This is a genomic window from Pseudomonas sp. NPDC087614, assembly GCF_044743485.1.
Classification (GTDB): domain Bacteria; phylum Pseudomonadota; class Gammaproteobacteria; order Pseudomonadales; family Pseudomonadaceae; genus Aquipseudomonas; species Aquipseudomonas baetica_A.
Genome location: NZ_JBIUWN010000080.1, coordinates 1 through 12,159 on the forward strand (window position 1 = coordinate 1; position 12,159 = coordinate 12,159).

General features: G+C 58.7%; 13 protein-coding genes. 1 reads left to right on the forward strand and 12 read right to left on the reverse strand.

The features are described from left to right. The 7 genes from ACIOWA_RS23065 to ACIOWA_RS23095 all read right to left on the reverse strand — a co-directional run. Positions 1-805: peptidoglycan DD-metalloendopeptidase family protein (locus ACIOWA_RS23065; RefSeq protein ID WP_401162100.1), on the reverse strand; the 805-nt coding region annotated here is incomplete at its 3' end. Positions 806-1,017: 212 nt separating this feature from the next. After that, a complete protein-coding gene (locus ACIOWA_RS23070; protein WP_401162119.1) occupies positions 1,018-1,653 on the reverse strand; it encodes a protein-L-isoaspartate(D-aspartate) O-methyltransferase in 636 nt (211 codons plus the stop codon). 41 nt (positions 1,654-1,694) lie between these two features. Continuing rightward, positions 1,695-2,444, reverse strand: coding sequence for a 5'/3'-nucleotidase SurE (surE, locus tag ACIOWA_RS23075; RefSeq protein WP_339430565.1), 750 nt, complete (start codon positions 2,442-2,444; stop codon positions 1,695-1,697). After that, on the reverse strand, positions 2,432-3,490 hold the full coding sequence (gene truD, locus ACIOWA_RS23080; protein ID WP_401162103.1) for a tRNA pseudouridine(13) synthase TruD: 1,059 nt from the start codon (positions 3,488-3,490) through the stop codon (positions 2,432-2,434). The genes surE and truD overlap by 13 nt, the downstream gene beginning before the upstream one ends. After that, positions 3,487-3,960, reverse strand: a complete 474-nt coding sequence (ispF, locus tag ACIOWA_RS23085) for a 2-C-methyl-D-erythritol 2,4-cyclodiphosphate synthase (protein WP_221732463.1) — start codon at positions 3,958-3,960, stop codon at positions 3,487-3,489. The genes truD and ispF overlap by 4 nt, the downstream gene beginning before the upstream one ends. A gap of 43 nt (positions 3,961-4,003) precedes the next feature. Further along, complete coding sequence (fghA, locus tag ACIOWA_RS23090; RefSeq protein WP_339464342.1) at positions 4,004-4,849, reverse strand: S-formylglutathione hydrolase; 846 nt, start codon at positions 4,847-4,849, stop codon at positions 4,004-4,006. A gap of 65 nt (positions 4,850-4,914) precedes the next feature. Then, positions 4,915-6,027 carry an S-(hydroxymethyl)glutathione dehydrogenase/class III alcohol dehydrogenase gene (locus tag ACIOWA_RS23095; RefSeq protein WP_401162105.1) on the reverse strand — a complete coding sequence of 371 codons (1,113 nt, stop codon included), beginning with the start codon at positions 6,025-6,027 and terminating at the stop codon, positions 4,915-4,917. Between the two features lie 106 nt (positions 6,028-6,133). Here ACIOWA_RS23095 and ACIOWA_RS23100 point away from each other — a divergent pair, with 106 nt between their 5' ends. Next, positions 6,134-7,030: a LysR substrate-binding domain-containing protein gene (locus tag ACIOWA_RS23100; RefSeq protein ID WP_339430561.1), complete on the forward strand. Its 897-nt coding sequence runs from the start codon at positions 6,134-6,136 to the stop codon at positions 7,028-7,030. A gap of 27 nt (positions 7,031-7,057) precedes the next feature. Here the strand turns inward: ACIOWA_RS23100 and ispD are convergent, their stop codons facing one another. From ispD to ACIOWA_RS23125, 5 genes are all read right to left on the reverse strand, one after another. Beyond that, the gene (gene ispD, locus ACIOWA_RS23105) at positions 7,058-7,765 is read right to left on the reverse strand and encodes a 2-C-methyl-D-erythritol 4-phosphate cytidylyltransferase (protein ID WP_339464341.1); all 708 of its coding nucleotides are present in this window, start codon (positions 7,763-7,765) and stop codon (positions 7,058-7,060) included. Further along, positions 7,762-8,040 (reverse strand): cell division protein FtsB, encoded by a 279-nt coding sequence (gene ftsB / locus ACIOWA_RS23110; RefSeq protein WP_339430559.1) that lies wholly within the window; start codon positions 8,038-8,040, stop codon positions 7,762-7,764. The genes ispD and ftsB overlap by 4 nt, the downstream gene beginning before the upstream one ends. Before the next feature lie 169 nt (positions 8,041-8,209). Beyond that, a complete protein-coding gene (gene eno, locus ACIOWA_RS23115) occupies positions 8,210-9,499 on the reverse strand; it encodes a phosphopyruvate hydratase (protein ID WP_401162108.1) in 1,290 nt (429 codons plus the stop codon). A gap of 157 nt (positions 9,500-9,656) precedes the next feature. Further along, entirely contained in the window at positions 9,657-10,502 is an 846-nt protein-coding gene (gene kdsA, locus ACIOWA_RS23120; RefSeq protein ID WP_339430557.1) for a 3-deoxy-8-phosphooctulonate synthase, read from the reverse strand. A 5-nt stretch (positions 10,503-10,507) separates the two neighbouring features. Then, positions 10,508-12,139, reverse strand: a complete 1,632-nt coding sequence (locus tag ACIOWA_RS23125) for a CTP synthase (protein WP_401162121.1) — start codon at positions 12,137-12,139, stop codon at positions 10,508-10,510. Positions 12,140-12,159 lie beyond the last annotated feature (20 nt).

Sequence of the window (12,159 nt, forward strand, 5' to 3'; positions counted from 1 at the left end):
GCAGTTTCACCAGGTCTGTTCCCGTTGACCCCATTTCGGCAATTGTCTGTCCGACCTTGACCTGCTGTCCCTCCCGAACCAACAGCCGACGGTTGTGACCGTAAGCACTTACGTAGGTTTCGCTGTGTTTGATGATGACCAATTCGCCGTAGCCCCTTAAGCCACTCCCGGCGTATACAACCGTCCCATCAGACGCAGCTAAAACAGGCTGTCCCAAATCCCCGGCGATATCAATTCCTTTATTCAAACTACCGTTTGAAGAGAATTTCCCGATCAGGATGCCATTAGATGGCCATCCCCAGCCGGTAGGGGCCGGACCCGCTGGAGGCAGTGGAGCGGGCGCTGGCTTGCTGGCGACGGACGGTACAGCGCCCGTAGAACCGGTGGTTGTAGTGGTTGTCGTGCCATTCGCCTGGCGCCGGATTACCGTGGTTTTACTCGACGATGAAGGCGAAGAACTGGAGCGGCTCACCACCGCCGTGGACGTTGAACCGGTGCGGCCATCAAAGCGAATTGTCTGACCTGGGTGGATCGTGTACGGCGTAGGAATATTGTTCCGAGCCGCGAGGGCTTTGTAGTCCCAGCCGTAGCGAAACGCGATGGAGAACAAGGTGTCCCCCTTTCGGACTACATACTGCCCAGTTGTCACTGTAGGACGCTGAGCGACCGCGTTGCGATCAACGACTCGAACATTGCTCGATTTGGTGCTGGAGCAACCCACTAACAAGGTGCTCAAGACAAGGCCAGTCACCAGGCGCTGAAAGCTCGTGTTAACCATACGCTGCGCAATGACTGTGAGACTCACCCGCCGCTCCCTTTGTGGTGGCTGAAAAATTTGAAATGCCGGCTTTCGGCATGAAGTGTCGCCAGTATAACGGGCCGAATCAGCTTTACCTTTAATGTTGCGAAATGGCTTCGCGCACACGTTTGCAAGCTGACAACCTGCTGCGTTTAAACCCTCGCCACCGAAGTAAGACCAAAGCGAACGAAAGGAATTCAGCGCCTTTGAATATATGCTCAGGCCAGCGGCCCATTGAGCAAAGGCACGAATCGCACAGCGCCCAAAACGTGTCGGGAAAAGCCGTGCTCTTCGCGCACGATCAGCATCAGTTGCTGTTCTTCACCCGAGCCTACCGGGATCACCAGGCGCCCGCCCGGAGCCAACTGATCGAGCAACGCTTGCGGCACGTCGGTGGCCACGGCAGTGACGATAATACCGTTGTACGGCGCCAGTGCCGGCCAGCCTTCCCAACCATCGCCCCAACGGAACACCACGTTGCGCAAGTTCAGTTCGACCAGACGTTCCTTGGCGCGATCCTGCAAAACCTTGATGCGCTCAACCGAGAAGACCCGCTCCACCAGTTGCGACAACACGGCGGTCTGGTAACCGGAGCCGGTACCAATCTCCAACACCTTGTCCAGCGGCCCGGCCTCCAGTAGCAACTCGCTCATGCGCGCCACCATATAAGGCTGGGAGATGGTCTGGTTGTGGCCGATCGGCAACGCCGTGTCTTCATAAGCGCGGTGCGCCAGCGCTTCGTCGACGAACAGGTGACGCGGCGTGCGCCGGATCACTTCCAGTACCTGAGTGTTGGACACACCCTCTTCGTACAAACGCTGAATCAGACGCTCGCGCGTTCGCTGGGAAGTCATGCCGATGCCGCTACGCATTCTGTCTTCGTGTTCACGAGCCATCAGCGCAGCCCCTCCAGCCAGCCGTCGAGCCCTCTGAAGGCATCGTTGAAGGTGCGATCAAGCTGCAACGGAGTAATCGAAACATAGCCCTGCATCACGGCATGGAAATCAGTCCCGGGGCCGCCGTCTTCAGCATCGCCGGCGGCGGCAATCCAGTAACCAGACTTGCCGCGCGGATCGACCACTTTCATTGGCGCCGCCGCCCGAGCGCGATGACCGAGTCGGGTCAACTGAATGCCGCGAATATGATCAATCGGCAGATTGGGAATGTTCACGTTGAGCACCGTGCGCGGCGGCAGATCGAGCCCGGCATGGGCCTCGACCAGCTTGCGCGCAAAGTAGGCCGCCGCAGGAAGATTATCCACCTGACGTGAGACCAGCGAAAAGGCGAACGAAGGGCGCTCGAGAAACCGGCCTTCAAGGGCTGCCGCCACTGTCCCGGAATACAACACGTCATCGCCGAGATTGGCGCCGAGGTTGATACCGGAAACCACCATATCCGGTTCGCGCTCCAGCAAACCATTGAGGCCCAGGTGCACGCAGTCGGTCGGTGTGCCATTGAGGCTGATGAAGCCATTGGCCAGATATTGCGGATGCAATGGACGGTCGAGCGTCAGCGAACTGCTGGCGCCGCTTTTGTCCTGCTCCGGGGCGATAACCACGCATTCGGTGTAATCCGCCAGCGCAGCATAAAGCGCGGCGAGACCGGGTGCGGTTACCCCATCGTCGTTAGAAATCAGAATACGCATGGGCTGTCCGTCTGCCCCACCGGCACCAGATCAACAAGCTCGCGCACCAATACGGTGGCGAAGCATCCGGCCGGGAGGACGAATTCCAGTTGCAGAATGTCAGGCTGGGGATAATGCCACGTCAACCCGCCAATGGGCAGTCGCAGGATGCGACGTTCGTGGCTCATGCCGGCGTGAATCAACCAGTCACGCAGTTCTGCTTCACGGGCGGCAATCCCCTGTTCCAGATCATGGACAGCGCCAGCGGTCGGAGCGTCACCTTCGCCCCACTGCGGGCCGGTCGGGTGCAGATCGAGAATCGCCAGACGCGGATCGCTGCACTCGGCTTCACCGGCCGGGAAAAAGCTGCGGCTATCGGTGAACGCCAACAGATCGCCGACCAGCGCGCGCTGCCAGGTGCCATCAGCGACCCGCGCCGCCAGCACCTGATTGAACAGAAAACTGCGCGCCGTCGACAGCAGGCGCGAACGCACATTGCGCTGCTCTGGCAAGGCCTTGCGCGCAGCCCATGCACGCGCATCGACGATGTTGCCACCGTCATGGCCGAAACGCTGGGCGCCGAAATAATTGGGAATGCCTTGTTTGGCGATCAACTGCAGACGCCGCTCGATCGCCGCCTTGTCGCCGGCGAACTGGGTCAGGCGCAAGGTAAAGCCGTTGGCCGAATGCGCACCACGTTGCAGCTTGCGCTTATGGCGGGTGGTCTTGAGGATTTTCAGTGTGTCGTTTTCCGCCGCCGACAGATCCGGGTCAGCCTTGCCCGGCAGTTGCACGCTGAACCACTGACGGGTCAGCGCCTGCCGATCCTTGAGCCCGGCGTAACTGACGGTGCGCAACGGGACGCCGGCAGCCTTGGCGATACGCCGCGCGGCCTCTTCAGTGTTCAGACCCCGTTTTTCGACCCAGATCCACAAGTGTTCGCCATCGCCGCTGAACGGGATGTCGAGCACTTCATCGACCTGAAAATCTTCCGCGATGGCTTTCAGTACCGCAGTGCCGAGGGGTTCGCCATAGGCCCGCGGGCCGAGCAATTGCAGTTCATTCATGCGCGCAGCAACAAGGCAACGGAGTGCACGGCGATGCCTTCTTCGCGACCGACAAAGCCAAGCTTTTCGGTGGTGGTAGCTTTCACGTTCACTTGATCCAACTCAACTTGTAGATCCGCAGCGATCAGCGCGCGCATCGATTCGATATGCGGGGCCATTTTCGGCGCCTGGGCGACGATGGTGTTGTCGACATTGCCGACTTTCCAGCCTTTGGCGTGGATCAGCCCGACCACATGACGCAGCAATGCGCGACTGTCGGCGCCCTTGAACTGCGGGTCGGTGTCCGGAAAGTGTTTGCCGATATCACCCAGCGCAGCTGCGCCGAGCAAGGCATCGCTCAAGGCGTGCAGCAGGACGTCACCGTCAGAATGAGCGAGCAGCCCGAAGCCGTGTGCAATCTGCACGCCGCCCAGAGTAATGAAATCGCCTTCAGCGAAACGGTGCACATCATAGCCGTGGCCAATACGCATAAAAAAACGCCCCGATTTTTGTCAGGGCGTGATTCTACCTGCATTAACCGCGCAGAGCGCGTGCGTGATGCTGCAAGTGGTCGTCTATGAAGCTTGAGATGAAGAAATAACTGTGGTCGTAGCCCGGTTGCAGGCGCAACGTCAGCGGATGGTTCGCTTGTTTTGCCGTTTGTTGCAGGGCTTCGGGTTTAAGCTGGGTGGCCAGGAAGTCATCCCGATCACCTTGATCAACCAGCAGCGGCAGCTTTTCGTTGGTTTCGGCGATCAGCGCGCAGGCATCCCATTCTTTCCACTTCGAACGGTCTTCACCCAAATAGCGCGAAAACGCCTTCTGCCCCCACGGGCAATCCATCGGGTTATTGATCGGCGAAAAGGCCGACACCGATTGGTAACGCCCGGGATTACGCAACGCACATACGAGCGCGCCGTGACCGCCCATGGAGTGGCCGCTGATGCTGCGCTTATCGGAGGCCGGAAAATGCGCTTCAACCAGTGAAGGCAATTCCTGCACGACATAGTCATGCATCCGATAGTGCCTCGACCACGGTTCCTGCGTGGCATTGAGATAAAATCCGGCACCGAGGCCGAAGTCCCACGCACCTTCAGGATCGCCCGGCACATCAGGGCCACGCGGACTGGTGTCCGGCGCCACGATGATCAAGCCGAGCTCGGCGGCCATGCGCATGGCGCCGGCTTTCTGCATGAAGTTTTCATCGGTACAGGTCAGGCCCGATAGCCAGTACAGCACCGGTAACTTGCCGCCCTGCTCCGCCTGTGGCGGCAAGTACACGGCAAATACCATGTCGCAGCCGAGCACATCCGAGCGATGGCGATAGCGCTTGTGCCATCCACCAAAACTTTTCTGACAGGAGATATTTTCCAGACTCATGTAAAGACTCCTACGCGGCCGAAGCTGCAAGCCTTCAAGACTTGCAGCCATGACGTCGCGATTGATCAGAAATGAATGACGGTACGAATGCTCTTGCCTTCGTGCATCAGGTCGAATGCCTTTTTGATGTCTTCCAGGCCCATGGTGTGGGTGATGAACGTATCCAGTGGAATTTCACCGCTTTGGGCCATGTCGACGTAGCTTGGCAGCTCGGTGCGACCACGCACGCCACCGAACGCCGAACCGCGCCAGACGCGCCCGGTCACCAGTTGGAATGGACGAGTGGAGATTTCCTGGCCCGCACCGGCCACGCCGATGATCACCGACTCACCCCAACCCTTGTGGCAGCATTCCAGCGCTGCGCGCATCAATTGCACGTTACCGATACATTCGAAAGAAAAGTCGACACCGCCGTCGGTCATGTCGACGATCACCTCCTGGATCGGACGATCGAAGTCTTTCGGGTTAACGCAATCGGTGGCACCCAACTGTTTGGCGATCTCGAACTTGGCCGGGTTGATATCGATGGCGATGATGCGCGAAGCCTTGGCCTTCACGGCGCCGATGACCGCCGACAGGCCAATGCCGCCGAGACCGAAGATCGCTACGGTGTCACCCGGCTTGACCTTGGCGGTGTTGATTACGGCGCCGATACCGGTGGTGACGCCACAGCCCAGCAGGCAAACCTTCTCCAATGGCGCGTCCTTGGCGATCTTGGCCACGGAGATTTCCGGCAACACGGTGTATTCGGAAAAGGTCGAAGTCCCCATGTAGTGGAAAATCGTTTCGCCTTTGTAGGAAAAGCGCGAAGTGCCGTCCGGCATCAAACCTTTGCCCTGGGTGGCACGAATCGCCTGACACAGGTTGGTCTTGCCCGACTTGCAGAATTTGCACTGGCCGCATTCCGGGGTGTACAGCGGGATCACATGATCGCCAACGGCAACCGAGGTGACACCTTCGCCGATAGCTTCAACGATGGCGCCGCCTTCGTGGCCGAGGATCGATGGAAAGATGCCTTCCGGGTCAGCGCCGGACAACGTGTAAGCGTCAGTGTGGCAAACACCGGAAGCCACCACGCGCAGCAACACTTCACCCGCCTTGGGCATGGCGACATCGACTTCTACGATTTCCAGCGGCTTCTTGGCCTCGAAGGCAACGGCGGCGCGCGACTTGATCATGCTGACTCTCCAGTGAATAAAAACGAGACACGCAGTGTAGTTCAGCGCCAACTGATGAATAATCCGAACAAAAGCAAAACATTATTGCCACACAGGGATAATCCTGATGACCGACAACCGCTGGGAAGGCATCGATGAATTCGTCGCCGTTGCCGAATGCAGCCAATTCACCGCCGCTGCCGAACGCCTTGGTGTTTCTTCCTCACACATCAGTCGACAAATCGTACGACTGGAAGAGCGTTTACAGACACGCTTGCTCTACCGCAGCACTCGTCGAGTGGCACTGACCGAGGCCGGCCAAACCTTTCTGCAACATTGCCAACGCTTGCAGGACGGGCGAGAAGAAGCTCTGCGCGCGGTCGGCGATCTGACCAGCGAACCCAAAGGCATGCTACGCATGACCTGTGCCGTGGCGTACGGCGAACGTTTTATCGTGCCGCTGGTGACGCGATTCATGGGGCATTACCCGCAACTGCGCGTCGACATCGAACTGAGCAACCGTCAACTCGATTTGGTGCATGAGGGTTTGGATCTGGCGATTCGCCTGGGCCGGTTGCAGGACTCGCGACTGGTCGCTGCTCGCTTGGCGCCACGGCGCATGTATCTGTGTGCGTCGCCGTCCTACCTGGAAAGGTATGGCCGCCCACACAGTTTGTCGGAACTGAGCCGGCACAATTGCCTGATCGGCAGCTCGGATATCTGGCAACTGGAACAGAACGGGCGAGAATTTTCCCAACGGGTGCAGGGAAACTGGCGCTGCAACAGTGGGCAAGCGGTGCTGGATGCGGCGCTGCAAGGGGTCGGTCTGTGTCAGTTGCCGGACTATTACGTGCTGGAGCACCTGCACAGCGGCGCGTTGATTTCGTTGCTGGAGGCCCATCAACCGCCGAATACCGCGGTGTGGGCGCTGTATCCGCAGCAGCGGCACCTGTCGCCGAAAGTGCGAAAACTGGTGGATTTCTTGAAGGAAGGGTTGGCCGAGCGGCCTGAGTATCGCAACTGAGGGATGGGTTGTTTATGCGACCGGGATTCAGCGGCGATTGGCCCAACGCTGACGCAGCCACTCCAGATCTTCCGGCCGGGTCACTTTGAGGTTATCCGCACGCCCCTCGATCAGACGCGGCGCCAGACCAGCCCACTCCATCGCCGAGGCCTCATCGGTAATCACTGCCTGCGCGACCAGACTGTCCGCCAACGCTCGGTGCAGCGCACCAAGGCGAAACATCTGTGGCGTATAAGCCTGCCAGATCACACTGCGATCAACGGTTTCGACAACACGACCATGCTTGTCGACCCGTTTGAGCGTGTCGCGCGCAGGCACCGCCAGCAAACCGCCCACCGGGTCAGTGGCCAGTTCGGCAAGCAACTTGTCGAGGTCATCACGGCTCAGGTTAGGTCGTGCCGCATCGTGCACCAGCACCCAATCGTCATCGTCGGCACCCTGCGCATTCAGATGCAGCAAGGCATTGAGCACCGAGCCAGAACGTTCGGCCCCGCCGTCTACCCGCTGAATACGCGGATCGTTGACGCAAGCAAGGTTCGGCCAATAAGGATCATCAACAGCAAGACTGACCACCAACCCCATGAGGCTCGGGTGATCGAGGAAACAGCCGAGGCTGTGTTCGAGAATTGTGCGCCCGTCCAGTTGCAGGTATTGCTTGGGACGGTCCGCGGCCATTCGGGCACCCACGCCCGCGGCAGGAATCACGGCCCAGAAGGCCGGCAGCGAATCGTTCATTGAGCCAACTGATAAAGGGTTTCGCCGTCCTTGACCATGCCCAGTTCATGGCGAGCTCGTTCCTCAACGGTCTCCATGCCTTTTTTCAGCTCACTGACCTCAGCGTCCATCACCCGGTTGCGCTCCAGCAAGGCTTCGTTCTCGGCGTGTTGATCAGCAATCTGCTGATTCAGTTCGGCGACCTGCGCCAGACTGCCATCGCCCACCCACAGACGGTACTGCAGACCGGCCAGTAGCAAGAGCAACACTAGAAACAACCAGTAGGGACTGCGCATCGAATATCAGGTATCCAGTGAAAAAAGACAGCCATGCAAAATTTGAAACGTCTGATAGCACGAAGCCTGGAAGAACCAGGCTTGTGCTTTCAAGGCATCAGATTAGTGGCAAATCCATCGCTGTCACGACTTTTCCGACACAATCCGGTGTCCTTCCATCAGTTTGCGCTTAACCGCGGAACTCGCTACGACCGTTGTACTTGGCTTTGCCATTCAACTGCTCTTCGATACGCAGCAGTTGGTTGTACTTGGAAACGCGGTCGGAACGGCACAGCGAACCGGTCTTGATCTGGCCAGCCGAGGTGCCCACAGCCAGGTCGGCAATGGTCGAATCTTCGGTTTCGCCCGAGCGGTGCGAGATCACGGCGGTGTAACCGGCAGCCTTGGCCATCTGGATGGCTTCCAGGGTTTCGGTCAGCGTGCCGATCTGGTTGAACTTGATCAGGATCGAGTTGGCGATCTTTTTATCGATGCCTTCTTTCAGGATCTTGGTATTGGTCACAAACAGGTCGTCGCCAACCAGTTGAACCTTCTCGCCGATCTTGTCGGTGAGGATCTTCCAGCCAGCCCAGTCGGACTCGTCCAGACCGTCTTCGATCGAGATGATCGGATAACGTTCGGTCAGGCCTTTGAGGTAATCGGCAAAACCTTCAGCGGTGAATACCTGACCTTCGCCGGACAGGTTGTACTTGCCGTCTTCGTAGAATTCGCTGGCCGCGCAGTCCAGCGCCAGGGTCACGTCGGTGCCCAGCTTGTAACCGGCGTTGGCTACGGCTTCGGAGATCACTTTCAAAGCGTCTTCGTTGGACGCCAGGTTCGGTGCGAAACCGCCTTCGTCGCCAACAGCGGTGCTCAGGCCACGAGCCTTCAGCACAGCTTTGAGGTGATGGAAAATCTCGGTGCCCATGCGCAGACCTTCCGAGAAAGACTTGGCGCCGACTGGCTGAACCATGAATTCCTGGATGTCGACGTTGTTATCGGCGTGCTCGCCGCCGTTGATGATGTTCATCATCGGCACCGGCATCGAGTAAACACCCGGAGTGCCGTTCAGGTTGGCGATGTGCGCGTACAGCGGCAGGTCCTGATCCTGTGCAGCAGCCTTGGCCGCAGCCAGGGACACGGCGAGGATGGCGTTGGCGCCCAGGGTCGCTTTGTTTTCGGTACCGTCGAGCTTGATCATCGCGTGATCCAGGGCTTTCTGGTCGCTTGGGTCGGCGCCCAGCAGCAGATCGCGGATCGGACCGTTGATGTTGGCTACCGCTTTGAGCACGCCCTTGCCCAGGTAACGGCTCTTGTCGCCATCACGCAGCTCGAGCGCTTCACGCGAGCCAGTGGATGCACCGGATGGCGCGCAGGCGCTGCCGATGATGCCGTTGTCGAGAAGCACGTCCGATTCCACTGTGGGATTGCCACGGGAGTCGAGAACTTCACGACCTTTGATGTCGACGATTTTTGCCATTGTTGTAAACACTCCAAAGTTGACGAAAACGACGCAGCTAGAGGAAATCTTTTTACCGTCGGCAAGGGGTGTGCAGCGGGCAGTCTTGCAGACGATAACGCTCATGCCCGAGGGCATGAGCGACAAATCGTGCGGTACTTTACCGGAGAATTGAGGTTTACGCGGTTTCTACCGTCGGAAAACTCTTCACCAGTTCGTCCAAAGCTTTGAGCTGGGCCAGGAATGGCTCCAGTTTGTCCAGACGCAAGGCGCAAGGGCCATCGCATTTGGCGTTGTCCGGGTCCGGGTGGGCCTCAAGGAACAGACCCGCCAAGCCCTGGCTCATGCCAGCCTTGGCCAGATCCAGAACCTGTGCGCGGCGACCGCCGGCGGAGTCGGAACGACCGCCAGGCATTTGCAGCGAGTGAGTCACGTCGAAGAACACCGGGTACTCGAACTGCTTCATGATGCCGAAGCCGAGCATGTCGACCACGAGGTTGTTGTAGCCGAAGCTCGAACCACGCTCGCAGAGGATCAATTGGTCGTTACCCGCTTCCACGCACTTGTTCAGGATGTGTTTCATTTCCTGAGGGGCGAGGAACTGGGCTTTCTTGATGTTGATCACGGCATTGGTCCTGGCCATCGCGACAACCAGATCGGTCTGGCGCGACAGGAAGGCCGGCAACTGGATGATGTCGCAGACTTCAGCAACGACCTGAGCCTGATCAGGCTCATGGACGTCGGTGATGATCGGCACGCCAAAGGCTTGTTTGATGTCCTGGAAGATGCGCATGCCCTCTTCCAGGCCAGGACCGCGATAAGAGGCCACAGAAGAACGGTTGGCTTTGTCGAAGCTGGCCTTGAACACGTAAGGGATGCCGAGCTTTTCGGTGACCTTCACGTACTCTTCGCAAACCTGCATGGCCATGTCACGGCTTTCCAGCACGTTCATGCCGCCGAACAGCACCATGGGTTTGTCGTTGGCAATTTCGATGTCGCCGACGCGGATGATCTTCTGTGCCATCGGGGTTACGCCTTCTTCTGGTGTTGAGCCAACGCTGCTTTGACAAAACCGCTGAACAGCGGATGGCCATCGCGTGGTGTCGAGGTGAACTCAGGGTGGAACTGGCAAGCCACGAACCATGGATGATCCGGCGCTTCAACCACTTCAACCAGCGCAGCATCAGCGGAACGACCGGAGATTTTCAGGCCGGCTTCGATGATTTGCGGCAGCAGGTTGTTGTTCACTTCGTAACGATGACGGTGACGCTCGACAATCACGTCCTTGCCGTAGCAATCGTGCACTTTGGAGCCGGCTTCGAGCAGGCAATCCTGAGCGCCGAGACGCATGGTGCCGCCCAGGTCGGAAGCTTCGGTACGCACTTCAACGGCACCGGTCGCATCTTCCCACTCGGTGATCAGGCCCACGACCGGGTGACCGCTGGCGCGATCGAACTCGGTGGAGTTGGCGTCTTTCCAGCCCATTACGTTACGGGCGAACTCGATGACTGCCACTTGCATACCCAGGCAGATACCCAGGTACGGAACCTTGTTTTCGCGAGCGTACTGAACAGCGGTGATCTTGCCTTCCACGCCACGCAGACCGAAGCCACCCGGCACCAGAATCGCGTCAACACCTTCGAGCAGCGCAGTGCCCTGGTTTTCGATGTCTTCGGAGTCGATGTAGCGCAGGTTGACCTTGGTGCGGTTGCTGATGCCGGCGTGACTCATCGCTTCGATCAGCGATTTGTAGGCGTCCAGCAGTTCCATGTACTTGCCGACCATCGCGATGGTGACTTCGTGTTCCGGGTTCAGCTTGGCGTCAACCACTGCGTCCCACTCGGACAGATCAGCACTGCCGCATTGCAGGCCGAAACGCTCGACAACGAAATCGTCCAGACCCTGCGAGTGCAGGATGCCCGGGATCTTGTAGATGGTGTCGGCGTCTTCCAGCGCGATCACCGCACGTTCTTCAACGTTGGTGAACTGAGCGATTTTGCGACGCGACGAGATGTCGATCGGGTGATCGGAACGGCACACCAGCACGTCTGGCTGCAGGCCGATCGAACGCAGCTCTTTTACCGAGTGCTGGGTTGGCTTGGTTTTGGTCTCGCCGGCCGTGGCGATGTACGGCACCAAGGTCAGGTGCATCAGCATCGCGCGCTTGGCGCCGACTTCGAAACGCAATTGACGAATGGCTTCGAGGAACGGTTGCGACTCGATGTCACCCACGGTGCCACCGATCTCGACCATGGCCACGTCAGCATCGCCAGCCCCCTTGATGATGCGGCGCTTGATTTCGTCGGTGATGTGCGGGATCACCTGGATGGTTGCACCCAGGTAGACACCACGGCGCTCTTTGCGCAGCACGTGCTCGTAGACACGGCCGGTGGTGAAGTTGTTGTTCTGGGTCATGGTCGTGCGGATGAACCGCTCGTAATGGCCCAGGTCCAGGTCAGTCTCGGCACCGTCATGGGTGACGAACACTTCACCGTGCTGGAACGGGCTCATCGTGCCCGGGTCAACGTTGATGTACGGATCCAGCTTAAGCATGGTGACTTTAAGCCCCCGCGCCTCCAGGATGGCCGCCAATGAAGCCGAGGCAATGCCTTTCCCCAAAGAAGAAACAACACCGCCCGTGGAGAATATGTAGCGCGTCATGACAAAACCAAGAATGCTGC